Here is a 24,426-nt window from a genome sequence, read left to right on the forward strand (position 1 = left end):
TCAATTTTGCGGGGATATTTTAAGCCGTTCATCTATGGTAATAACCGGGTGCGCCGCGAATTGAGGCTGCCAGCGTTTTGATTCAGCTTGTTGCAAAGAGGCTTGCCAGTTTACCGCGTCAAAGAACGCCAACGCTCGCTTTTTATATTCTTTTGGTATTCTGCCAAATATTTCTACATGCCCTGATTCTGGGTCAATCCAAAGGGTTTTCGGCTCTTTCGCCAGCGCGTAAAGTATTCGGCTATTTTCTAACGGGGTTAAGGTATCGGAACCGCCATGAATTAGAAATAGGGGGCGGGGCGCAATACGGCGCACAAAACTTGAGGGGTGGGATTTTTTTGCAAGGAAGCGATGGTGCATTGCCATTTGAGCATAGGCGTATTTGGCAAGGAAGGTTGCCAAAGACTCCGGAAGCTTAAACTGACGATTTATTTCAGTTGTAATAGAACGCCATAACTCAGAAAAAGGGCTATCGGCTACAACTGCCGCGATGTGAGGGTTTTCTGCCGCCGCTATTATGGCTGCGGCTGCGCCCATAGAAAAGCCAATAACACCAATCCTTCTTTCACCACGATTCAAAAGCCAATCCACCGCCGCATGCAGGTCTATGCGCTCAATATATGCCATCGAAGTTCCGTTTGAGCCTTCGCTGCGCCCGTGTCCCCGAAAATCAAACATAAAAACATTGTAGCCGCCTTGGCGCAACCACTCTGCATGCTGAATATCCGGCACTTTTGAACCGGCGTAACCATGCGCTATAATAATAGTAGCTTTTGAGTTTTCAGCAGGAATAAACCAGCCCTGCAACTTTAATTTATCTCGTGTGAGAAAGGTAAATTCTTCAAATTCAAGACCAAGTATTGCCGGAGTTTGGTTATCCAATTGTCGTGGCGGATAACAAAGACGCTTAACCGCATATTTATGCAAAAGCTGTCTAAAGCTCAGGCTGACCCCGATAGTAGCAGCTATAGCCGCAAGACGCATTTTTAGCATACGCTACAAACCCCTAAATTTACAGAATGAGTAATCGCTACTTATTAAATTATACGAGCAGAATTAGCGCAAGTTTCAACCCGAACCGGGCGGTAGGATGTAGTAAAAAACACGGGAGTACCATATTACCAGCCCTTCCCATGCTAAATAAACTACCAGAATTATGGAGAGGGTTGGTACAACTATACGCAATATTGCGCGGTTTTTTGAATTGAGGAAATCGGAGAGTTTTACCAGCGCAAAGCCGCTCAACAAGCAGAGCAAAGGAGCGGCAAAGAGCATATGCTTTTGGAGCAGGTTTACCCGCAAATCAACCAGCGCGAACAGTAAAAATATTGCCAGCCATGCTGCCCACAAACCGTAAACCGCTTTTTGGAATGGGGTAGCTTCTTTTTTACGGTAGGGTAATAGAGTAACGATACCTACTAACGCCAACAAAAACGGTATTAATCGGAAATGCACCCATAGCTGTGGAAAAAAGCCGCTTAGAAGCTCTTTGCCCAATAATGCTTTAGTTTGACCGATTGAGCCTGAGCTTCCTAGCTTTTCTAACAAAGCCGGGAGTGATACCGTCAAGAAAGAAAACAGATAAAAACCGTAGTACAACGCTAATGCCAACCCAAAACCAATTGAACCGATTATGGCGAGTCGGAAGGCGGCATTGCGTGTTTCAGGTCGCGCAAGCCACCAGAAAAATAACGCTATAACCAATGTACCTAGTAACAAAAAGGTGCTGGTATGAGCCAGCAAAGCGAAGCCCAATGCCAAACCCGCCACAATGCTTTTCTTATTGGAAACTTTGTCTGAATTAATTGCGCTGAGCAAAAGCGCGAAGAAGATGAGCGTCAGCCAGTGCGCGAGCATAGAATTATACCCGCCATCGCTGAACAGCAAATAACTGAGCGGATAGAATCCCAGTAATCCGGCAGCAATAACCCCTGCCCTACCGCCGAAATCCTTGCCATAGGCTTGCCTTGCTATGATGTATATTAGGAAAAGTTGGGAGGCTTCTAGCCACGCCGCGAGGCAATTTACCGCAGCATATAAATCCGGGTTATGTCCCGGAAAGATTAGCGCAAGTGGCGCGGCAAAAAGATAGAACAAAGGTGAATAGGGCAAGGTAAAGTTTATGCCCCATTGCCCCAACACCGCAGAACCTGACTCCGCGCCTGTCACACTCTTTCCGGCAGTAATATTGAAATATTGGTTCCAGAAATCGCCGGGATTTTCCCAGAAACGTAAAATCTGATGAATCCGAAACCAATGGTCAATGGTTGAAAAAGCCGGATGGTTCAAACCTGCCGCTTTTATTACGAATACGGCGCAAAACAGCAACCCTAACCAACGGGCTTGCGCTGTGGGAATCACTTCACCTATCCAGCGTGCGGTTACTCGTAACCCCAGAACCAGCAAGGGATAAGCCAGCAAGATATTAAGCCATAATTCCGTGAGAGGCGGCATAAGATAGGGGCGATAGAAACCGAGCGCAATAGCCAGTGCAAGGGCTAAACCTGCGCCCCAAAACCCCGCCGCTCGCTCTGACCATCCCGCTCTGACCCCCCATAAAAATACGAGGGAAAGTATTGTCAGCAACATTGCAAGGTGCGGCAAACTTGGGATTATGGGGCGCCCATTCGTTGGGGTTGCTTCCAGCCTTACTTTGCTGACTACTACGCCAAGCGGCAGATTATGAGTTTTGTCGGGAAAAGGGTTAAGGGTACGCAAGGTAAAAATCAGGTCGCCTTCAAGTTTGCTGCCGTTCGAGCTATAGTCAAAGCGGTAGGGGTTGTTGCCGGGACCAACTTTGACTTCCCCTAGCAAGGTCTGTTCATGCCACACCTGCACTTTTGCAGGAGCAAGAGCCGCCGGGCGACCCCCCACTGCCATAGTTATAATCAAGGTGGCGGAAGGGACACGTCCATAGCCATAAAATCTTAATCGGCTTTCATCGCTTGACCACCGGAAGGAAAATTCATTATTTGACTCAGGTTGGTTAAAAGACTGAGCATACAAATTATCGCCGGCGCTGGTGATGCCAAGCGCGAACTCAAAGACTTGTGGAATCTGATAGGCAAGGGTAAAGAGAGTTGCGGAAAAAAGTAGCAGCGCATGCAACACCCATGAGCCTAGTCCCCGCTTGAGATAGGCAAACTCATCATGCAATAAAGTCAGCACACTATTTTTATACGTGAGGCTAGGGCTTTGCGCTTGGGACATTGTTCTATATAATACGGCGGCGTGAGGTAATTACGCCGGTATTTAACCCGATGAGGTTTAAGCCTCCGAAGAAACGCGCATGCTCTATCTTTACGCAACGATCCATCACTACTTCTAGACCGGCTTCTTGCGCTTTAAGGGCAGCGGCTTCATTGATTACCCCTAATTGCATCCAAATGACCTTTGCGCCTATCTCAATCGCTTCGTCAACGATTGGCGGCACATCCGCGCTATTCCTGAAAATATCCACCACTTCGATTTTTTCTGGCACATCTTTCAGGCGCGGATAGCATTTTCTTTCCAGAATTTCCGGGTAAGCCGGATTGACCGGAATAATGTTATAGCCCTCGGATAGCATATATATTGCCGCAAAGTGGCTGGGGCGATACTGGTTTGCAGAAAGCCCTACCATCGCAATGCTGTGATATTTTGTCAGGATTCGCAAGCGATCATATGCAGTGGGTACTACCAATTGAAGCATCTATTACTCCCATAGTGGTGTTCCTTATAGACTGAGTTAGACTAGCACGCCCCAATAGAGATGTCAAATCTCATGATTTCATTTACAATTCACTATATTTTTACTCCAACAACAATCGAAGGCTCAGTTAAGCAAATACTCTAAATTTTCTAATCAAAAAATAATTCTAATTGGTGTATTGTGCTATAATTTTAGTGGAGGAACTATAATTCAGTTGAACCTGAAGCAATAATATAATATCTCCACCGTATAAGTTTTGTTGTGTAACACTTCTTTCCGGTTTCAAGCCACCTCCGCCAGAAAGGATTTGGTCTTTATGATTAAGAAATTGTCTCTCTCTTGGGTAGTCATTATGATGCTCAGTATCTTTACCACGCTTTTCCCCACCGCTAGTTATGCCGAATTACCCAATCTCTCTGTTCCTGTGCAGAAAATAGTTGATCGAACCGATGCGCTAGTTGCGAGCGGGGCTGTAAAGCGAAGCTGGACATGGGGCAATTATTTTGAGACTAAGTCCGAACCATATAAAGAGTCTCCAGGTGGAGCTAGACAGGTTTTTTATTTTGATAAAGGGCGGCTTGAGATTAATAATCCCGCTACCGACCCCAATAATGATTTTTATGCCACCAGCGGTTTGTTGGTACGCGAATTAATTACCGGGCAAACTCAGCTTGGCGATTCAGATTTACAAGCACGTGAGCCTGCTGATGTTGTGCTGGCAGGAGATAATCCCCCGCTTATTGCCGATTCGCCTACATATGCTTCCTTAAAAGAGTTAGTTAGTTTCGATGGCAGTTGGAAATCCAACGATATGACCGGAAAGGTGGCGGGCGCTACCCTTAAAAAGGGCGGGCAGGTTGATAATAGCCTCGCGCCATTCAGCCAAGTAAAATATGTACAATATGACAATGCCACCGGGCATAATATCGCGGATGTGTTCCAGAAATTTATGGATAGCAGCGGGCAGGTAGTGGTAAACGGAAAGACAGTTACAGCGCCACTCTACAATCCGCTTTATGTATTTGGACATCCTATCTCTGAAGCTTACTGGGTGAAAGTAACGGTAGCAGGCAAAGAGCAATCGGTATTGATACAGGCTTTTGAACGCCGCTTGCTTACCTATACTCCCAACAATCCGCCCGAATTTCAGGTTGAGATGGGAAATCTAGGACGCGCCTACTTTCAGTGGCGGTATAGCGCGGCGCAACCTGTACCTGCGGCTGACCCGTTACCGGAAGCTCCTCAAGATACCCCCGGCTTGCAACTTTACAATCAATATACCCGAAGTATGAATTCGGTCAGGTCGTTAAGGTTAGAACGACGGGTTAATAATCAGCTAACACAGGTTGACGAATTTGTTAAACCAAATAAACAGCGTACTACTATATATGGTACTTATCAGGGTCAACCAGCCTATGAATTGGATATTCAGATTGAAAGTCGAATATATTTCAATTTGTTTGTTAACAACAAGCAGCTTGGGACTTGGCAATATGTAGATTTGATAGCGCCGTTAAGGTGGCCCAATTATCCGCAATTAAGTTTGAATGATAACTCATTTGATTTCAAGATTGGGCAGGATACTAAAGTTGGCAATGAAGCATCTAAAACCCTGATTAATACCGGCATCCAGTTGGATGGGTCTCAACAGGAGCGTACTCGCCTTATTTCGGCGGTTACAGGCGTTTTATTGCAACGGAATACGGTATCAAAGCTCGGTAATGCTACCAGCACTGAGGCGTTGAGCTACCTAAATTACAATCAACCGATTGCGATTGACCCTCCACAGGGCGCAATACCCTATACCGGATTATCGGTTTCGAGTCCGTTAGCCAGAAATCAATTTGTGCCAAGCTCAATCGGTGCAGATGATACAACCTCTTTGTACCAAAAGGTCTCGCTATATACTAGACCATTGGCTGCGCCCGGTGAAGTGGTAGTGAAATTTAAGGAACCTCAAATATCTGTCCAAGCAATCCAAAGCGATTTTATGAGTGGTTATGCTTTGTCGGATGTTGCTCAGGGCGATATTTGGACGACAATAAAGCTTGACCCCGCAGCAGTGCCGGGTGCGCTAGAACGTTTGAATGCCGACCCTCGCGTTATATATGCCGAACCAGCTTATTACTACTATACTGATGCGGTGGTTGCGCCAAACGATGCCGGTTACAACCAGCAATATAATCTTAAAGCTATAAAAGTACCACGAGCTTGGAGTATTTCCACTGGCGGCGATGTTACTGTTGCGGTTTTGGATAGTGGCGTTGATACTATCCATCCTGACCTTGCCCCGAATATTGCCGGAACTTTCGATTTTGTTGACGGCAGTTCTCCTAAAGCTGACCCTAATGGTCATGGTACGGTTGTTTCTGGCATTATTACTGCGACAGGAAATAACGGACAATTCGGGGCTGGAGTAGCTTGGAAGAGTAAGTTACTGGCAGTTCGGGTAATGGGCGCTAACGGGTCAGGACGCAATGAAGATATTGCCAAAGGAATCAGGTCTGCTGCCGACAACGGTGCTAGAATTATCAATATGAGCCTCGGCGGTTCCACCGACTCAAAAGTGTTGCGTGAAGCCGTGCAATATGCCATTGATAAAGGCGTAATTGTAATTGCCTCATCCGGTAATAGCGGCAATGATAACCCCAATTATCCGGCAGCTTATCCGGGTGTAATATCTGTTGCGGCGGTAGGCAAGCTCGGCACTCCAGCTTACTTTAGCAGCTATGGCAGTGCTATAACCATAACTGCGCCGGGTGTTGGTATCTGTAGCACTATTCGCCTGAACAATTTCGGTTGTGAAGATGGAACTTCTTTCAGTGCGCCAATCATAGCGGGGGTAGTAACCTTGATGTTGGCGGTTAACCCTACGCTTACCCGCGATCAGGTAAAAGCTATTTTAATAGCTACTGCAGTACCTGCTCCCGGTAGAGGCGTTGGAGAATTTGATTACCAATATGGTTATGGCACAGTCAACGCATATGCAGCGGTGCGAGCGGTTGCTACAAACCAATTCTTCAACTTGCCACCCGGTATCCGTTCCTAATCAAAAGTTGATATAACAAAAAAGCCGAGTCCGTACAGGATTCGGTTTTTTTATTTTCCACATATGTATAACATGTGTAGATTATTTGTATATCTTGGATGAAATTAATAAATTATTTTTAATATAAACCCCTCATATTACTACTTTATTTTTACTAAAATAAGAACTATAATAGATATAGAGAGAAAGAAAGTTTACGTTGTAAAAAATACTATATCTTTTATAATGCTGCATTGATATATCCCACACTTGGATAAGTTGCAACATATTATTTAAATATCCTTTATTCATCAGCTTTTAAAAAAGCCAGATGTACTTATTTGCCGATTCAATGCAAGGGCTTGTTGGGGGAGTCGTTGGTATTTAAGCCACATAAGTACCTATAAAAAATTATGGGATTAGAAAATAACCAATTTTCAAAAATTGTATTAGTGGTATGTAATTCCACATTTTCATGTTCAATGTTGGCAGGTAATTTCCTTCAGGATATGATAGAGCGGAATAAACTGAAAGAGCGGATAAACCTGATTACCACCGGACTTAAGCACGCTTCTCACAAAAAATTACTGCCCTGTGTGGCTGAATATATAATGAAGAATTATGGATTGGATCTGACAGCCTATGAAACATTGCCCATCAATCTTCAATATTTGGAGCAAGCTGCGGTTATTCTGGTTATGGAGTCAAAACTGACAGTACAATTAGAAGCTCAATATCCACTCGTAACCGGAAAAATCAGACTTTTTTCAGAATTATCCGGGAAGGTTTTTGATATAACAGAACCTGTGATTCTAAATTGTGAGTCTTTAACGCTATATGTACAACACCTACGAGAAGTCGTCTCTTCGGGTACAAACAGGTTATGTAACTGGTTGGATGTGCCGTTGATTGATTCCAGTAGAATTTATGCCTATTAGGGATTACTCCTTGACCGCTTGGTTTGTTGCGGAATAACGCCTATAGAACCGTCCCCACAATTGGCTTGCCCAAATTAATCCAGCGAAAGCCATTGATATTCCACTGGCAGCCATGCCAACAGTAGCCAAGCCTTCCTCTAGTTTGCCAAGTCGAAATAGTGGCTCGAAAATAACTCTGAGTATTATACCGATGTTGACCAAGCCATAGGCTAAATAACCTAACCGCTCATTATAACCAAGCGGTTGTTTTGGTGTTTTACGGCGAGGCAACAGCCAAAAAGCTATTCCTACCGCAAATTGAACAAACCACCCGACAAAAAGAATATGGGCGTGTGTTACAGTCCAAGCCCCGTACCAACTTGCCCCCTGAGTTTCGCCTATCATTAACACAGCCCCCAGAACAAATCCAGAAGCCAGATATAGGAGCGCAGTTCTACCCATCAGTTTTGTTAAAGGATCCATCGGGTTATAATTCCTTCTGTTGTTAATTTTATTGCAAATGACGTTTTCGCGTATCAGTTCAAAAAGTGCCGGTAAAGTGACAAAAAAATAATACTATTTGCAGCGCAGGGTTTCTCTTTACTTAAGGCTTATTTTCTGCTATTTACTGGCTGTGTTATTCTATCACAAACCGCATTTTTACCCCCTCGACAGTTTGAGAGGATTTCGGAAAAGGTAATTCGCCTGCACCACCTTTCCGAACTTGCAACTACCCTGTTATGAGAAGTAAGGCGCAGGCACAGGTAAGATTACTAGAATAAGCCATGCTATAATCTTTAATCGGGAATAGCTCTGGAATCGTGAGTTTTGAAAGGCTCAAAGTGTCACTAAATCTGGCGGGTCTTTTACCCTTAATTACCGATACAGCCTCGTTCAAGCGTCTTGTTGCCGAATTATCCACTGAAAATGCGCGGGTAAAAGTGGGCGGGCTTAGTATGGCAGCACGCCCCTTTTTCTATGCCGCCCTCCAAGCATATCTCAAACGCCCGTTGCTGGTAATAGCGGCACGTCCGGCGCAAGCGCGTGTGCTGGCAGAGCAGATTTCACTTTACAGCCAAACTCCTAAAAGCGTTTTAAATTGGCACACGCCCGATACAATGCCCTACGAGCGCATCGGGCTTGACCCTGATATTAGCGCGGGTAGGCTCTCTACCCTATCTGCCTTGCATTACGCTACCATGCAAGAACTCGCGCAGTTTGTAGTGGTTAGTAGCGCCAAAGCCCTGATGCTGCCTACGATTTCACCTGCCGATTTCCGAAGCGCTAGTTTTACTCTCAAAAAAGGGCAGCGCATAGAACTCAATCAGCTATTGCGGCAACTGGTACGCATAGGCTATAGCGCCGAGTCATTGGTGGAACGTCCCGGACAATTCTCGAAACGGGGTGGCATCCTCGACCTTTTTCCCAGCGCTGCCGCCGACCCGGTGCGGCTTGAGCTTTTCGGTGATGAGCTTGAAAGTATGCGCTTGTTTGATACCGCCAGCCAACGCAGCCGAGAACAGATTGAACAATTTGGCGTAACTCCACCCGGTGAAGTACCGCTGTGGCGTTCGGCTTCGGTCCTCGCGCAGCTTGCGAATATTGAAACCGGCGAGCTACGCAGCGAAGTAAAAGAGGAATGGCAGCGCATCCTTAACCGTCTCGATTCGGGCGACTATTTCGAAGGTATCGAACAGTTTATGCCCTATTTCGGCGAGAACGAGCAGTTGAGCAATTTGGCGCAGCATCTTCCGAACGGTACGTTAGTAATAATGGACGGCGCGGCTCAATTTGAGTTTGCGGTGGAAGAACTTGCCGGACAAGCAGAATCTTTACGCGCCGAGTTCGAGCGGCAAGGTGAAATGCCCACCGGGTTATTGCGTCCTTACTTTAATCGCGCCGAACTGGAAAGTTGCGTGTCAGCTTTCACCCAACTAAACGTAGAGCGTGACGATGAAGCGGATGACCGTCTTTTTGAAGTGGCGCGTCCCTCTTACACGCCCGCTCCTAGCGCTTATTCAACCAATTTGGAATTTTTTCGCAATCCGCCTGAATATGCCGGACAAACCGAACGTTTATTAGAAGATACCGCCGAATATCTCAAAACCGGGCAGCGCGTGGTTATCGTAAGTCAGCAAGCCGAACGCTTATTGGAACAATTCGAGGATAATGACATGTTTCCGGTGCTGCAAAAGAAAGGTAGCGCAAATACCCTCGCCAATCTGCCCTCGCCCGGCTCTTTTAATTTGCTGGCGGGCGGTTTGCTATCAGGTTGGCGTGCGCCTGAATTGGGAGCGGTGATACTGACCGACCGCGAGATATACGGCTGGAGTAAGCAGGTTCGGCGCGGCACCGAAAGAGCCGAAGGAACACGGCGCACCCAGAGTCAACGCGAAGCCTTCCTGCGTGAACTCAAGCCCGGCGATTACGTGGTACATGTTGAGCATGGCATCGCCCGTTACGAAGGGTTGGTTACTTTCAAGCCGGAAGGCGGACAACCCGGCGCGGTGGAGCGCGAGTTTTTGTTCCTGAAATATGCCGAAAACGATAAACTTTATGTCCCAATCGAGCAGGTTGACCGGGTTTTGCCCTTTAGCTCACCCGGTTTGGCGCACCCCACTTTGCACCGTTTGGGTAGCGGTGAGTGGACACGCACCAAGCGCAAGGTTCGCAGCGCAGTTGAGGACATTGCCAAAGAATTGCTGGTACTCTACAGCCAACGCGCCATCCGCCAGCGCACCCCTTATTCCAACGATAATTCGTGGCAGCGCGAGATGGAGGATGCTTTCCCTTATACCGAAACGCCCGACCAATTACGCGCTATTAACGATATGAAATCGGACATGGAATCCGAGCATCCGATGGATCGCCTCATCTGCGGGGATGTCGGCTACGGCAAAACGGAGGTAGCTTTGCGAGGCGCGTTCAAGGCGGTAGTGGACGGTAAACAGGTGGCGGTGCTAGTGCCTACTACTATTCTGGCGCAACAGCACTACCAAACTTTCAAACAACGCCTTGCCGGATTTCCCACCAACATTGAGGTACTTTCGCGCTTTCGTAGCAAAAAAGAGCAAGAAGCGGTGGTGGAACGGTTGCGGCGCGGCGAAGTGGACATCGTAATCGGCACACATCGCCTATTGCAAAAAGACATCTCTATTAAAAATCTTGGTTTGCTGGTAATAGACGAGGAGCAGCGTTTCGGTGTTAAGCATAAGGAACGGCTCAAGCAACTCAAGCAAGAAGTGGATGTGTTGACCCTCTCCGCTACGCCGATTCCGCGCACCCTTTATATGTCTCTCACGGGCGTTCGCGATATGAGCGTCATTGAAACGCCCCCCGAAGCGCGACTGCCCGTAAAAACCTACGTCACCGCTTATAACGATTCAATAGTACGCGAAGTAATTTTGCGCGAACTCGAACGCGGGGGGCAGGTCTTTTTCGTGCATAATCGGGTGCAATCCATCGCGCAAGTAGCACACCATCTCAAGGAACTGGTGCCTAACGCCCGTATCATCGTGGGTCACGGGCAGATGGAAGAGCATGAACTTGAGCGCATGATGCTAGATTTTACCGACGGAGAAGCGGATGTGCTGGTCTGTACCACTATCATTGAATCGGGGCTAGACATCCCGAACGCCAATACCCTCATAATTGATAACGCCATCATGTACGGTCTTGCCCAGCTTTACCAGCTTAGAGGACGCGTGGGGCGTGGCGCGAATCGGGGTTATGCTTACTTTCTCTACAAACCCGGTACGGTTATGACCGAAGAGGCACAGAAGCGGCTTGATACCATGCTGGAAACGCAAGAACTAGGTGCAGGTTTCAAAATCGCCATGCGCGACCTTGAAATACGGGGTGCGGGCAACCTGCTCGGCGCAGAACAGAGCGGTCATATCAGTGCGGTAGGTTTCGAGCTTTACGTGCGTTTGCTGGAAGAAGCAATTGAGGAGGCGAAAGGGGCAGAAGTGCGTCCAATCGAGGCGCTGGTGGATGCGCCCACCGTTTCGCTGGTATTGCCGCTTCCTGCTTTCCTCCCCGAAGATTACGTGCAAGATCAAGCGATTCGCCTTGATATGTATCGTAAATTGGCAGCGCCGCTCAAATCTGCAACCCAGATTCGCGAGCTTATGCGCGAAATGGAAGAGCGTTTCGGCGCGTTGCCCGAACCCGCCCGAAACCTCATCTACTTACTCGACATCAAGGTGTTGGCAATCAGGGCTGGCATCGAAAGCATTATCGAGCAAGAAGGCGAAATTTTCTTGCGCTGGTTTGCCCCAACTCTTGAAACAGAAATGCGCCGGAAAGTGTCAAAACAATCACAGGCAAGTACAAAGCCACATCCCACCGGACGCGCTAACGTTGACTCGCGCCGCCTGATGAAAGAATTTGGCGAGGCGTTGCGGATTAGCCCGAATCAGATGCGGTTGAATACCCGTATTCTTAAAAATAGTTGGCAAACTCGTTTGAAAGAGCTTTTAGAAGAACTGACCGGATAAAAAGCGATGGGGCATAAAGCAGTGAAAAATATGAAGGGAGAATCCTAATGAATGAAGAACAGAGCGAATATACCGCGCTGGTAGAAAAAATAAATCGGGAGTTGCGCGAGCTTGAATTGACTTTGAACGACCAACAACATGAATTGCTGACTCGCTTGTTTGCCGAACGTGGCGTATTAACTGCGATGCGAACCTATCCCAATACCCCTGCCGCCACTAGCGACAGACCGAGTCAAGCATAAAGGGAGGCGCAAAAAATGGCTCAGGCATGTTTTTTTGGCACAAACGGGCTTCCAGTACCCGAATTGGCTGGCGTTGCCGCTCAGTGGTTTCAGTCGCAGGGTTTTAGCACCTACGTATATACTGACCCAATCGGGCGTATTTTTGTGGACGCGCACAAGGAAAGCCTAGGGCGCAGCATTTTCGGGCTTTCGCTGGCTCTTACAGTTGCCTTTAGTCAGCCTCAAGAAGGGCAAATGTTGGTGGAGTTCGGCGGCGGTATCTGGGGTGATAAACTTGTCAGCGGCGCGGTTGGGCTTTTATTCTTCCAACCGCTGCTGGTTACTGCTATTGTGGGTGCATGGCAGCAAAGCAAATTGGATGACGATGCAAGCTCTTTCCTGAACACCTATATTTATCAGCGAACGGGACGGTTTCCTACCTACGCCCCCGCCATTCCGTTATGGCAAAATCAAGGCATGGCAATTCCACCACCTCCGCCACCCAGCAACTATTACCAGACAGGGTATGCGCCACAGGGGTTGCCCTCGGCGCAATGGCCCGAACCGGGCTTCATTCCTCCTCGCTCAAGTTGGTTTGACCCGGAATCGGCGCATCAGGTTTTCTTCGCCACCTATTCGCGCATGCCCACTTGGCAAGCCGCTATTGCAGACGGTGTGATTCAGCCGGAAGAAATAAAAGCGCAAGAGAAGTTAATCGCAGAGTTGCATGGACAAGCGGAAGTCAATCTCAGCAGCCCACAGCGCATGATGCTCAACGAGATTATGGCGGATATGGACGCGCTGGAAGGCAAAATGCAGTGAACAGCATATCTAAACAGCAGTTAATTCGTTTGTTTCAAGCTCAACTTACAAATTAATAACATTTTGCATCGTTCAAGAGTTCTAAAAATACTAACACTTCTATAGCGTAAACTTTTGGTATCCCTCAATATGCGGCTTAAGAACGCCCTGCCGATTTTGCATCAAAGGTGTCATGCAAAATAAAGGGTCTTCTGGAATAGGTAGAGTAGTTTGAGATGGAAGACGCTTATCCAACTCTTTGAGAGCGTCTTCAAAAAGAATAAGTGGGCTATCTGGATCAGTTACCATAGCAACATAGGCAACCGGATAGCATTTCTGCCCTTCCGGAGAATGGATAGTAACATGAAATCGCTTAGGTATTTCAAATGGATCTGCTACCAAATAATCTAGCAGTGCGCGTTCTTGCAGAAAAGCCAACTTCTCTTGATCCGTACCAGAGTAGGCATATAAGCGAGCGCGTAGCGAATAGATCAGACCTTCTTCATCACGCACATACCATAGGCATAGAATAATTTCAGTTTTATCATTAGATTGTTTTCCAAGCATAGAAATAACTCCAATTTTGAAGGCAGTTAATTCGTTTGTTTCAAGCTCAACTTACAAAATTATCCAAAAAAAGAGTTTCCGCTTTCGTAAGATAAGCGCCCTTCTGCGCGGCAAGTTGGTAAAGGTCTTCTGACAGCTTCTGGATTTTATCTTTCATTGCCAATTTCTGCCGCCAGTTTTCGGGAATAGATTCCTCTCCGTAAAATGCCCCCGCTAACGACCCGTAAATTGCCCCGGTGCTATCGGTATCTCCGCCGATATTCACCACCTTCAATAACCCGTCCTTGAAATCTTTGCCGTGATAGAAGCCCCATAGCGCAGTTTTCAGAGAGGTTGTTACATAGCCATTGTTCTTTATGGGAGGAGGCGCAACTTGTTTGAATTCTCCCTCCGCTATAGCCGCGATTTCAGGGTGCAAAGGTTGCTTTTCCCAAAGACCCGGCACAGGGCAATAATTCGCGCTTAGCAGTTCTTCTTTGTCAACGCCGTTTAACGCTGCAAAGATAAGACCAGCATAATAACGACAAGCGTCGGTGGCTTGCTCCAGTCCATGCGTGGTGCGAGACATCGCGCCAGCCATTTCAACTGCTAGCAGCGCGTTGTTGCGATATAGCAAGGGGATTGGAGCAATTCTCATTAGGCTGCCATTGCCTGCGCCGGGATGTGGCTCATAAGCATTGGGATTCTCTTTGTAATGCTTGAAGGATAGCTTAATAGTACCGCCCCGGTCAAAAGCATACTCCTTACAGGAGTTATAGCCCTCATCAAACCAACGTAGATAGTATTTAATCTGATTGTGCAGGTCAAAACCTTTGCACTCAAGCAGGCTTTCTGCTAGGCACAGTGTCATAGAGGTATCGTCTGTCCACTCACCGGGCTTCAAATCAAAGGGACCTCCGCCTAGCATTTCAGTAACGTTGTTTGGAGCGTTATAATTAACCCCTGTGCCAACGGCATCCCCGCTGGCAACCCCTAGTAATGCCCCCCGATAGCGGGAATCTAGCGTGGGCTTTGTAGTATCAGGCAACCACCTACCATCCATACGTCCGTAAATACCCGGAAGTGCATTCTCTCCAATATTAAATAGGGTTTTGCCAAGTTGGAAAATTTTGTCCCTGTCCTTCAAAACACTTTTCCATCGGTCAGGAATGGCGTTTATTCCATAAAGCGCCCCCGCAATTGCGCCCGCGACTGCGCCAACGGTATCGGCATCGCTACCCCCATTGACCGCTTTTACCAACGCTTCCTCAAAACTTGCGGTAGTATGGATACAGTGAAGGGCGGTCAGAACGGTTGAAACTGCCCATCCGCTGTTACCGCGATGTGGTCTGCCGTTCTTGTCCCATTCCTCCAGATATTTTTTCCATTCCGCATTGGCAGATTTCTTTGCAGCAGCAAGCGCGGTGTCGAAGTCAGAACCGTTGATAAACTCTGCCATCATCACATTGGCTACTACCGCTGCTCCTGCTGCTACCCGTGAGCGATGGGTAGGGTACGACTGCAAAAGCGAGCCTTCCACCAAAAAATCACGATATTCTGGTTTGTGCCACAACACCGCTACCGGAGCGCTACGCATCACCGCCCCGTTTGCCTGTGAATCGGGATTATCATCGCCAGCCTCTTCTGGGGGGACACCTTTTTTCAAACGGCTTATACCGTCATAGGTAGTGTTTCCTATATCTTTAGGGTGCGAGTCTAGCCATGCCACAAAGCGAGTGGCTAAATCGCTAGTGTCAACCCTATAGAAGTAATCCGTATTATTGGTGGCTACCAAATTTTCCAGCAACATTAACATCATTTGCCCGTCATCGGTATAGTCGCCTACTTGCCAATTAAACGCCCCGCCCCCTCGCATTTCGGTTTGTCCCTTTGGTCCGTATTTTGCGATTATTTGCTCTGGGGTGGTGAATTCCACAGTGCTTCCCAGCGCATCTCCACAAATCAGACCGAGCAAGCAACCCAACGCTTTTTCTTCTTTGGTAGGATTGGTAGCAGCAACTATTGTTGGGACATGCTCCTGCCATGTACGTACCATCTTGCGCTGCGCGTCTATCTCCGGGCTGTCCTTGTGACTTTTCGAGGTGGTCTTAAAAAGCCTCCGCACTTCGGCGAGCGCCTCATCCCCCGACATGCCATGTCGCGCCAGATAACAGCCTACTACCGTGCCGGTGCGTCCTATCCCTCCCCAGCAATGCACATATACCTTTTTTCCAGCTTGAAGAGCGGCATCGAGCGTATCCAGTATAGTGACCATAAACTCGTGAGTGGGTATGCTGACATCCTTAACGGGTAAACGCTTGTACTCTACCGCTATGCCTAGCTTGGAGGCTTCTTTATTTAGCAAGGTAGAATAGGGGGATAACTGTTCTTTTTCTTCGGTTAGGTCAAGGAAATAGTTGATACCTGCTTTCAGGAAATTTTGGAGCTTTGCTCTAGCTTCTTCCTTGTTTTTTGCGCCCGGATATTCTCCTGCTAGAAATTGACCTGCTTTAACCCAATAAGAAGCGGGAATCGGAATTTCAGCAAATTTAGCAGGGCTGTTTGAACGTAGTTCCTCGCGAACTTCCATCAGAATTTTGCCGAGTTTGTTCTGACCAATACCTTGTGCGCCCCAACCCCAGTAATCATCTTTTGGGCTGGCTTCAATCAATTCCTCATCCTGTGTACCTAGCAAGGTAGCCCGGATTTCAGGATTTACCTCAAACTTGCGTCTAACCGCTTTTCGCATCACATTATCCCGGACATTTCCCCAGTCTTGTCGAATTTTGTCCTTATTTTCCTGAGCAACGTTATAAGCTTGTCTGGGGGTAGCAACATTGCGAACCTCATCATATAATGTAGTACCTACAAATTTTTGAGCTTGGAAATAATGCTCGCTGGTTTGCCAATAGTGTCCGTCTAACTCGAAGCCATAGTTTGAAAAATTGGCGAAACAGTAGAAAGGAGCGTCATTGTGGTAGAACAATATTGTCATGTTGTCCTCGTATTAACGTTTCATTGAATTTTCGTGGAAAGATAGTTAATGTGCTGAAGAATTGCAAACATATTTTGTAAAAATAGATTTTACTATATCATTTCAGATTTTGCATAACCAAATATTTAATTTACATTACCATTTTACCAAACATTCTATAGCTATTTCTATCGCTTTTGTTTTTTTTTGATTGCTTCTAACTGTGTTTGGCGGCAAATATATCGATTCTATGTAAGGCAAAGAATTAAAAAATTACCGATTTAATTAATCGAGAAATGTAGTAAAATTATACCTGAAAGCATTAATTATGAGTCTGGTAAAATTCGGATTATTGCTTTGCCACATCGGAACCGATACATTGAGGGCTAAGTGATGAGCTATTTCGAGCAGGAAAAAAATATAAATTGTGCTGCTAAAGCAACATCGGAGAATTTGGATGAAACAAGGGTGCTTTTGCAAAGTGCGCTCCTTGAAAATGAGAGGTTAGAAGAGGCTTTAAAGGTACAGGCAAATCAATATAAAAATCTGATTCAGCATATGCCTTTTGAACTGGTGGCGTTACTGGATAATAATCTGAATTATACGATGGTCGAAGGTAGGCTTATTACTCTAAATAAACCTTTAGGCGAGTTGCATGTAGTTGGAAAGCAAATTAAAGACGCTTTACCTTCAGAAATTTATTCCAAAATAGAGCCGTATTTATCAGAAATATTTATCAGAAAAGAATCGATAATAGAATTCCAATATGAGAATAAATCTTATATAATGAAACTTATCCCATTGTTGAATCAATCAGGCTACCAGCTTGGGATTATTGAATTTATTTATAAGGAAATAGAGCATAAAACATTTGAAGATTCAAACTCGTTACAGGAAACTGAGAAAGAGCTTACTGAACTTAGAAACAGGTTTATTTCGCTGGTTTCGCATGAATTTCGCACTCCCCTGACCACTATTTTATCTTCAGCCGAATTAATGGAATTTTATGGAGAAAAGTGGACGTGGGAGAAAGTCTTAAAACATATTGGATTTATCAAGTTAAGTGTAACAAGCATGACGACCCTGCTTAATGATATATTGATTATTGGGAAAGCAGAATCAGATAAACTAAGTTTTGACCCTTATGAATTCGATATTTCAGCTTTTGGCTTAAAGCTTATTGAAGATGTGCAATTTGTAGATGGGTCAAACCATAAGATAAAATTCAATCAGGTAGGTTCAGATTTTAATATATATGCAGATTGGAAATTAATACGCAATATACTCTGGAACCTGTTGACCAATGCTACAAAATATTCTGCACAAGGCACTATAGTTGATTTTGAGTTAAAATGTGAGTCGGATAAAATTATTTTCAATATCAAAGATCAGGGTATTGGTATCCCGCAAAATGATTATTCCCGCTTGTTTGAGCCTTTCCATCGAGGCAAAAATGTGGGTAATATTCCCGGTACGGGTTTAGGGTTGGCTATTGTCAAACGTTGCGTTGACCGTCATTCAGGAGATATTACTATTTCCAGTATCGAAGGGGTTGGAACTAATATACAAGTCATTATTCCTTTACATTAAGCTATAGCACAGGTTAACAAGGTTTAAAAGATAATTATGGTTAAAATTCTGATAATAGAGGATGAAAAACATGTACGAGCAAACCTCGTTGAACTTCTGCTTGCCGAAGGATACGAGGCGTTTGATGCTGAAAACGGGCAACTCGGAGTTGAAAAAGCCAAGCAAGTAATGCCTGATTTGATAATTTGTGATGTTATGATGCCTGAATTGGACGGTTATGGGGTTTTAGCCACTCTTAGAAATGATGCTATTACAGATACAATACCTTTCCTTTTCCTAACAGCCAAAGCTTCTAAAGCCGATTTCAGGCAGGGGATGAGCTTAGGCGCAGAGGATTATCTAACCAAACCTTTTACTCGCATAGAAGTGCTAGACGCTATCCGAACCCAACTGTCGAAGCAACAAACCCGAAAACAAAAATATCAGGCAGAAATAAAAGAAGAAATGGATCGCCTGTTGCTTTTCGATAATCTGACAGGTTTACCCAATAGTCGCCAGATGTACAGTCTTTTCAGAGATGCTGTAGCAAATCTGACTGATGCTGATACGCTATCATTACCGGTTTTGGTATTAAGTATCGAAAGGTTGAATGAAATAAACAGTAGTTTAGGTCAAGAAGCTAGTGATACAATAGTTCGAACTGTGGTGGAGCGGTTGAAGGATTTGCTTGATCAGCGCTACATTCTTGCCCGTGTTGATAATGATAAATTTGCGGTTTTATTTAGCTCATTGTCGCAACCAAAAGATTTTATGGAGGAGTTCTCTGCGATTATTGCCGAAACAGCTTTCAAACCATGCCAACTAAAAGACCAAGAAGTTTATATAAATACAAATATAGGATTTGCCTTTTACCCAGAAGATGGCGATGATTTTGATATTGTTTTGAGGAGGGCGGAAGAAGCATTATTAGAAGCCAGAAAATTAGGCTCAAATCGAAGCCAGTTTTATAGCCCATTTATCCATAATAAATCTCTTGAAAGCCTTAAGCTCGAAGCTTCAATGCATCGGGCGTTGGAGAGGAACGAATTTGAGGTTTATTTCCAGCCGCAAATAAACCTTAAAACAGGTAAAATCGTGGGAGCGGAGGCTTTGATTCGCTGGGTACACCCGGAAGAAGGAATAATTTCACCAATTAAATTTATACCTATAGCCGAGGATACTGGCTTGATTATCCCGTTGGGCGATTTTATTTTTCGAGAATCCTGTATGAGAGCTAAGGAATGGTGTGACAAATATTCCGCTAATTTTCGAATTGCAGTCAATATATCAGCCCGCCAATTTTCTGATCCTCTACTGAGCCAGAAAATTAGAGCTACCCTTAATGAGAGTTCCCTCAACCCTCATAATCTTGAGTTGGAATTAACCGAAACTATTCTGGTTAAGGATTTTGGCACGGTAAGTCGAACACTGAATGAGCTTAAAACTTTGGGTATAATGCTTGCAATTGATGATTTTGGAACCGGTTATTCCTCTCTTTCCTACTTGAGGCAATTGCCTTTCGATATACTCAAAATTGATCGTTCCTTCGTAATACATATATCGCAAGACCTTGAGGCTCAATCTATAGCTAAATCAATTATCCAATTGGGACATAACCTAGGGCTAAAAATTATAGCTGAAGGTGTCGAAAACGAATCTGAAGCACGCTTCTTGTCCCAACAAAACTGTGATGAGATGCAAGGCTATCTGTTCAGCCGTCCCGTTACTGCCTTAGCTTTCGAGATATTATTGAAAACCGAAAAAACTCTAACTTTATCTGATTAATGGTAAAAATCCTAGGACTTTCGATACCTCAGTTGAAAGTCCCCATTTGCAAAAAATTTCTATACATATATAGGATTTCCGCTTGAGGCAGAAAGAATGAACCTAGCTTAGAGACAACTTTCTTAAACCCATTATCTAAAAATCTTCCCTACATGAATTGAAATTTCCACTCTAATTTTATATAGTAAACAAAATCACTAATTTTTAGGCAAATTCGTAACGGCTACGTAATGTTTATATTGATATAATTAAAAATCGTGGGGAATATTTAAAAAGGTGTTACTGGATGAACAATAGTATCAAACTGCCGAAAAAGAAAATACTGATTATTGAAGACGAAAATGACATTCGTTATATTATTGCAACCTATTTAAAATATAGTAACTACGAAGTTTTGGAATCAGATAATGGGGTGACAGGGTTGGAGACGGCGCAGGTAATGCTGCCCGACCTAATCATAAGCGATATTAATATGCCCAACATGGATGGCTTCACCGTACTTGAACAACTGATGGAAAACCCCTTAACCTCGTCAATCCCTTTCATTTTTTTAACCTGCATCTCTGATCGTAATAGCTTTAGAAAAGGAATGAATCTGGGAGCCGATGATTTTATTACCAAGCCCTTTACCAAAGCAGAATTACTATCAGCGGTTGAATCCCGCCTTTCCAAAAAAGAAAATCTGGAAACCATTTTAAAAAATGAAGAATTGGGTGTAAGAGATAATCAATTTCTCTCTTTACGCACCGAATTAAGTGGTGCGCTTGAACGAAAAGAACTTGAATTATATTACCAGCCTCAAGTAAATATAAAGGCTGGAAATTTAGTTGGCGCGGAAGCCTTACTTAGATGGCACCATCCCTATCGCGGGTTAATAATGCCAGATCAATTTATACCGGTTGCGGAAGCTTCCGGCTTGATTGAGCCGATTTGGCGTTGGACTTTGAATGCGGCTTGTCAAGAAAATCGGGAATGGCTGTCCAAATACAAATTATCACTAAAAATCGCCGTCAATGTCTCTGCTTCCCAATTTAATCATGCCCGCCTAAATCAAGTCGTGCAAGAAGCGTTAGATCGTAACAGCTTACCCGCTGAAAACCTTGAACTTGAAATAACTGAAAGCATTGTAATTAAAAATGTGGAAAGCTCGCTGGCAATCATGCGTTCCTTGGTTGCACTCGGAGTAGGCTTATCTATGGATGATTTTGGTACCGGTTATTCCTCCCTAAGTTATTTGAAATATTTCCCCTTTAATGAGCTTAAGATTGATCGCTCATTTGTCTCGGAAATCACCACCGAATCTAAAAATGCAGCGATAACCGCTTCTATTATAAAGCTTTCCCATCAATTGGGTATGCATACAGTTGCGGAAGGAGTCGAAACTGAAGAACAATTGACTTTACTTGAGCAGTTGGGTTGCGATATTGCACAGGGTTATTACTTAGGTAAGCCGATGTCTTCCGCTAGTTTCCGCAAATATATTGAAGATTATATAGAGTGCAAACATTCACTAAGTTCAAAAATCACAGATTTAGAGGTGCTGGGGTAAATATAAACAGTTAATTCAAAGCCTAATTATCAGAAAATAATGGCACAGGTTTCTTAACTAACAATGGTAAATACCCCTCTCAATTCTCAATGCCATTTTTCATAAATATTTCTAGCTGACTTGACTTTAATTTTGGCTAAAGGCATAATAAGCCGTAATATAAATGGCTTATTTTAACGAACATTATCGAAAAACTCACATGTGGCAGAATAGCTAGAATGACAAAACCACTCGTTGCCATCGTTGGTCGCCCCAATGTTGGTAAATCCACTTTTTTTAACCGGGTAATTGGCGAAAAACTGGCAATTGTTGAAGATTTACCCGGCACTACCCGTGACCGACTCTATGGTGACGGTGAATGGAATGGGCGTTATTTCACCTTGATTGATACCGGCGGTCTCGAATTTGAAACCGAAGATGAACAAAAAAGGGAAAGTGAAACCAAAGGGGAAGACTCTATTCGTGAAATAGCACGTCAGACCCGCGCTCAGGCAACTGTGGCAATTGAAGAAGCCGATGTTATTGTGTTCATGGTAGATGCAAAAACTGGCTTGACTTCTACCGACCGCGATATTGCCGATATTCTTAGAAGAACCAAAAAGCCCGTGATTCTCGCAGCTAATCGAGCCGATAGTGAAGAGCGTCGCCAGAACTCAGTCGAATTTTACGAACTTGGACTCGGCGACCCCATTCCGGTTAGCAGTTATCATGGCACTAACACTGGCGATTTGCTCGATGCAATTGCTGAAAATCTACCTCCGATACCTGAGACTATCGAACAATCCCAAATTAGAATTGCCATAATAGGTCGTCCTAATGTTGGAAAAAGCCGCTTGCTCAATTCGTTGCTTGGACAAGAACGGGTTATAGTTTCGGATGTGCCGGGTACAACCCGTGATGCCATTGATACAGAAATTATAGTTGGCGATAAGACAGTAACCTTGATTGATACTGCCGGTATTCGCCGCCCCGGTCGCATAGATATTGGTGTGGAGAAATGGAGCGTAATGCGAACTCTTCGCGCCATTAACCGCTCGAACGTGGTACTGCTGGTGGTTGATGCCAGTGAAGGAATTACCGCGCAAGATGCCCACATCGCCGGTTATGCCCTTGAGGAAAGTAAAGGAATCGTGCTGGTAGTGAACAAATGGGATAAAATTGAGAAGGATAACACTACCATGAACCAGTATGTTACCAAAATACGTGAACAACTGGATTTCATGTCATACGTCCCTATGCTTTTTATCAGCGCAAAATTTGGGCAACGTGTCAACAAAGTTCTAGATGCTGCCCTTACAGTGGCGGAAGAACGACACAAGCGAATCCCTACCGCTACCCTGAATAAGGTGGTGCGAGATGCAATAGCGGCGCATAGTCCCGCTTCTAAGCCCGGAAAATGGCTAAAGCTATTATATGTGACACAGGTGGAAGTTGACCCACCTACATTTGTATTTTCGGTAAATGACGCTAAACAGGTGCATTTCTCGTACCAGCGTTATCTTGAAAATAAAATTCGTGAAGCATTTGGCTTTGAAGGCACTCCTCTTAAAATGATTTTCCGTGGTCGCGATGACTCAGATGATTAACACCACAGGTTAGTGCATTATGGATTGGCTGCTTTTTTTGCTTTTTTTGCTGGTGGGATACCTGCTCGGTTCTATTCCCACCGGATTAATATTAGGCAGGTGGTTGAAAAATATAGATGTGCGTCAGTTTGGTAGCGGCAAAACTGGCGCGACCAATACTTTGCGAACGCTTGGTTGGAAAATCTCCCTCTCTGTATTTCTCATTGATGCCCTCAAAGGTGGAATTGCGGTATGGCTACCGGTATTGTATTTCACCGATGCGCCCAACAATTGGTTGCCGTGGGTACGCATGCTGGCGGCTTTAGCTTGTATGTTGGGGCATGATTTCCCCGTCTGGATTGGCTTCAAGGGTGGGCGTGGCGTGGCTGTAGGCGTTGGCGAATTGTTGGTAGTATCTCCGTTTATCTGGATATTGACATTCCTTGTCACCTTTCCTACAATCCTTATTACCCGCTATGTCTCTTTAGGTTCGATTGTAGGCTCAATTTTCGCCGTTATATTCACAGTGGTAGCAATATTTGCGGTCAACTTAGATTCTCGCTATTTAGGTTTTTCTATTGTTTCAGCCGCCTTGGTTATCTGGATGCACCGCGATAATATTAGCAGATTGCTAAACGGTACCGAGCGTAAACTTGGAGATAAAGCCTCCAATGTAAAATCATCTTCTGAACAGAATCCTACCCATTAATAAAGAGGTCTGAATATGTGGTTAATTGAGTACAACGGCAATCGTCCACAGATAGGCGAAAATGTTTTTATTGCTCCAAACGCTACCTTAATCGGGGATGTAGTGATTGAAAATGGGGCAAGTATCTGGTTTGGTGTGGTGCTACGTGCTGATAATAACCGCATCATCATCGGGGAAAATGCGAATGTTCAGGATAACACGGTGGTGCATACCAACGATGACGACCCGCCCACTACTATTGGCGCATGTGTAACTATCGGGCATAGCGCGGTGCTAGAAGGCTGTATTATTGAGAAGAATGCAGTTATTGGTATGAATGCTACCGTGCTAAGTAAAGCAGTGGTTGGTGAAGGTGCTATGGTAGCGGCAAATTCTGTGGTGACAATTGGTTCAAAAATCCCAGCATGGAATCTGGCTGCTGGAATTCCGGCTCAGGTCAAAAAAGAACTGAGTGGTCAGAGTAGGAAGCAAGTTGAAGAAAACTGGAAAGAATACACCCATTTAAGAGACGCATATTTAGCTAAAGGTATTGATAGAATTTCCTAATAACTCACTTTTTTTGGCATCGGACA

General features: G+C 45.0%; 17 protein-coding genes. 11 read left to right on the forward strand and 6 right to left on the reverse strand.

The window, feature by feature from the left end; translation table 11 throughout:
* From WCK19_RS10360 to WCK19_RS10370, 3 genes are all read right to left on the reverse strand, one after another.
* A complete protein-coding gene (locus tag WCK19_RS10360; RefSeq protein ID WP_342397301.1) occupies positions 1-993 on the reverse strand; it encodes an alpha/beta fold hydrolase in 993 nt (330 codons plus the stop codon).
* Positions 994-1,068: 75 nt separating this feature from the next.
* The gene (locus tag WCK19_RS10365; RefSeq protein WP_342397302.1) at positions 1,069-3,210 is read right to left on the reverse strand and encodes a hypothetical protein; all 2,142 of its coding nucleotides are present in this window, start codon (positions 3,208-3,210) and stop codon (positions 1,069-1,071) included.
* Positions 3,211-3,214: 4 nt separating this feature from the next.
* The gene (locus WCK19_RS10370) at positions 3,215-3,691 is read right to left on the reverse strand and encodes a CoA-binding protein (protein WP_342397303.1); all 477 of its coding nucleotides are present in this window, start codon (positions 3,689-3,691) and stop codon (positions 3,215-3,217) included.
* A gap of 316 nt (positions 3,692-4,007) precedes the next feature.
* Here WCK19_RS10370 and WCK19_RS10375 point away from each other — a divergent pair, with 316 nt between their 5' ends.
* Positions 4,008-6,740 (forward strand): S8 family peptidase, encoded by a 2,733-nt coding sequence (locus tag WCK19_RS10375; RefSeq protein WP_342397304.1) that lies wholly within the window; start codon positions 4,008-4,010, stop codon positions 6,738-6,740.
* Positions 6,741-7,132: 392 nt separating this feature from the next.
* A complete protein-coding gene (locus tag WCK19_RS10380) occupies positions 7,133-7,657 on the forward strand; it encodes a hypothetical protein (RefSeq protein ID WP_342397305.1) in 525 nt (174 codons plus the stop codon).
* 3 nt (positions 7,658-7,660) lie between these two features.
* Here the strand turns inward: WCK19_RS10380 and WCK19_RS10385 are convergent, their stop codons facing one another.
* Complete coding sequence (locus WCK19_RS10385) at positions 7,661-8,119, reverse strand: hypothetical protein (RefSeq protein WP_342397306.1); 459 nt, start codon at positions 8,117-8,119, stop codon at positions 7,661-7,663.
* A gap of 338 nt (positions 8,120-8,457) precedes the next feature.
* Here WCK19_RS10385 and mfd point away from each other — a divergent pair, with 338 nt between their 5' ends.
* From mfd to WCK19_RS10400, 3 genes are read left to right on the forward strand one after another with little or no spacing between them, the layout of a single operon-like run.
* Entirely contained in the window at positions 8,458-12,135 is a 3,678-nt protein-coding gene (gene mfd / locus WCK19_RS10390) for a transcription-repair coupling factor (RefSeq protein ID WP_342397307.1), read from the forward strand.
* 47 nt (positions 12,136-12,182) lie between these two features.
* Entirely contained in the window at positions 12,183-12,377 is a 195-nt protein-coding gene (locus WCK19_RS10395) for a hypothetical protein (RefSeq protein ID WP_342397308.1), read from the forward strand.
* A 15-nt stretch (positions 12,378-12,392) separates the two neighbouring features.
* Positions 12,393-13,178, forward strand: coding sequence for a hypothetical protein (locus tag WCK19_RS10400; RefSeq protein WP_342397309.1), 786 nt, complete (start codon positions 12,393-12,395; stop codon positions 13,176-13,178).
* A 99-nt stretch (positions 13,179-13,277) separates the two neighbouring features.
* On the opposite strand, the gene WCK19_RS10405 is transcribed toward WCK19_RS10400, so the two are convergent.
* Together WCK19_RS10405 and WCK19_RS10410 are read right to left on the reverse strand one after the other, a co-directional pair.
* Positions 13,278-13,724, reverse strand: a complete 447-nt coding sequence (locus tag WCK19_RS10405; RefSeq protein ID WP_342397310.1) for a hypothetical protein — start codon at positions 13,722-13,724, stop codon at positions 13,278-13,280.
* Between the two features lie 46 nt (positions 13,725-13,770).
* Positions 13,771-16,698 (reverse strand): ADP-ribosylglycohydrolase family protein, encoded by a 2,928-nt coding sequence (locus WCK19_RS10410; RefSeq protein ID WP_342397311.1) that lies wholly within the window; start codon positions 16,696-16,698, stop codon positions 13,771-13,773.
* A 372-nt stretch (positions 16,699-17,070) separates the two neighbouring features.
* On the opposite strand from WCK19_RS10410, the gene WCK19_RS10415 reads away from it, so the two are divergent.
* The 6 genes from WCK19_RS10415 to WCK19_RS10440 all read left to right on the forward strand — a co-directional run bounded on the left by WCK19_RS10415 (position 17,071) and on the right by WCK19_RS10440 (position 24,400).
* The gene (locus WCK19_RS10415; protein ID WP_342397312.1) at positions 17,071-18,267 is read left to right on the forward strand and encodes a HAMP domain-containing sensor histidine kinase; all 1,197 of its coding nucleotides are present in this window, start codon (positions 17,071-17,073) and stop codon (positions 18,265-18,267) included.
* A 36-nt stretch (positions 18,268-18,303) separates the two neighbouring features.
* Complete coding sequence (locus WCK19_RS10420; RefSeq protein WP_342397313.1) at positions 18,304-20,031, forward strand: EAL domain-containing protein; 1,728 nt, start codon at positions 18,304-18,306, stop codon at positions 20,029-20,031.
* Positions 20,032-20,317: 286 nt separating this feature from the next.
* A complete protein-coding gene (locus tag WCK19_RS10425; RefSeq protein ID WP_342397314.1) occupies positions 20,318-21,580 on the forward strand; it encodes an EAL domain-containing protein in 1,263 nt (420 codons plus the stop codon).
* A gap of 218 nt (positions 21,581-21,798) precedes the next feature.
* Positions 21,799-23,166, forward strand: a complete 1,368-nt coding sequence (gene der / locus WCK19_RS10430) for a ribosome biogenesis GTPase Der (RefSeq protein ID WP_342397315.1) — start codon at positions 21,799-21,801, stop codon at positions 23,164-23,166.
* A 19-nt stretch (positions 23,167-23,185) separates the two neighbouring features.
* Positions 23,186-23,854, forward strand: coding sequence for a glycerol-3-phosphate 1-O-acyltransferase PlsY (gene plsY, locus WCK19_RS10435; protein WP_342397316.1), 669 nt, complete (start codon positions 23,186-23,188; stop codon positions 23,852-23,854).
* A 15-nt stretch (positions 23,855-23,869) separates the two neighbouring features.
* A complete protein-coding gene (locus tag WCK19_RS10440; protein ID WP_342397317.1) occupies positions 23,870-24,400 on the forward strand; it encodes a gamma carbonic anhydrase family protein in 531 nt (176 codons plus the stop codon).
* The last annotated feature ends 26 nt before the right edge of the window (positions 24,401-24,426 follow it).

Source organism: Candidatus Chlorohelix sp. (assembly GCF_037138995.1).
Lineage (GTDB): Bacteria > Chloroflexota > Chloroflexia > Chloroheliales > Chloroheliaceae > Chlorohelix.

Coding starts and splice junctions, on each gene's coding strand:
- WCK19_RS10360 (WP_342397301.1), bottom strand. CDS start 993: ATGCTAAAAATGCGTCTTGCGGCTATAGCTGCTACTATCGGGGTCAGC.
- WCK19_RS10365 (WP_342397302.1), bottom strand. CDS start 3,210: ATGTCCCAAGCGCAAAGCCCTAGCCTCACGTATAAAAATAGTGTGCTG.
- WCK19_RS10370 (WP_342397303.1), bottom strand. CDS start 3,691: ATGCTTCAATTGGTAGTACCCACTGCATATGATCGCTTGCGAATCCTG.
- WCK19_RS10375 (WP_342397304.1), top strand. CDS start 4,008: ATGATTAAGAAATTGTCTCTCTCTTGGGTAGTCATTATGATGCTCAGT.
- WCK19_RS10380 (WP_342397305.1), top strand. CDS start 7,133: ATGGGATTAGAAAATAACCAATTTTCAAAAATTGTATTAGTGGTATGT.
- WCK19_RS10385 (WP_342397306.1), bottom strand. CDS start 8,119: ATGGATCCTTTAACAAAACTGATGGGTAGAACTGCGCTCCTATATCTG.
- WCK19_RS10395 (WP_342397308.1), top strand. CDS start 12,183: ATGAATGAAGAACAGAGCGAATATACCGCGCTGGTAGAAAAAATAAAT.
- WCK19_RS10400 (WP_342397309.1), top strand. CDS start 12,393: ATGGCTCAGGCATGTTTTTTTGGCACAAACGGGCTTCCAGTACCCGAA.
- WCK19_RS10405 (WP_342397310.1), bottom strand. CDS start 13,724: ATGCTTGGAAAACAATCTAATGATAAAACTGAAATTATTCTATGCCTA.
- WCK19_RS10410 (WP_342397311.1), bottom strand. CDS start 16,698: ATGACAATATTGTTCTACCACAATGACGCTCCTTTCTACTGTTTCGCC.
- WCK19_RS10415 (WP_342397312.1), top strand. CDS start 17,071: ATGAGCTATTTCGAGCAGGAAAAAAATATAAATTGTGCTGCTAAAGCA.
- WCK19_RS10420 (WP_342397313.1), top strand. CDS start 18,304: ATGGTTAAAATTCTGATAATAGAGGATGAAAAACATGTACGAGCAAAC.
- WCK19_RS10425 (WP_342397314.1), top strand. CDS start 20,318: ATGAACAATAGTATCAAACTGCCGAAAAAGAAAATACTGATTATTGAA.
- der (WP_342397315.1), top strand. CDS start 21,799: ATGACAAAACCACTCGTTGCCATCGTTGGTCGCCCCAATGTTGGTAAA.
- plsY (WP_342397316.1), top strand. CDS start 23,186: ATGGATTGGCTGCTTTTTTTGCTTTTTTTGCTGGTGGGATACCTGCTC.
- WCK19_RS10440 (WP_342397317.1), top strand. CDS start 23,870: ATGTGGTTAATTGAGTACAACGGCAATCGTCCACAGATAGGCGAAAAT.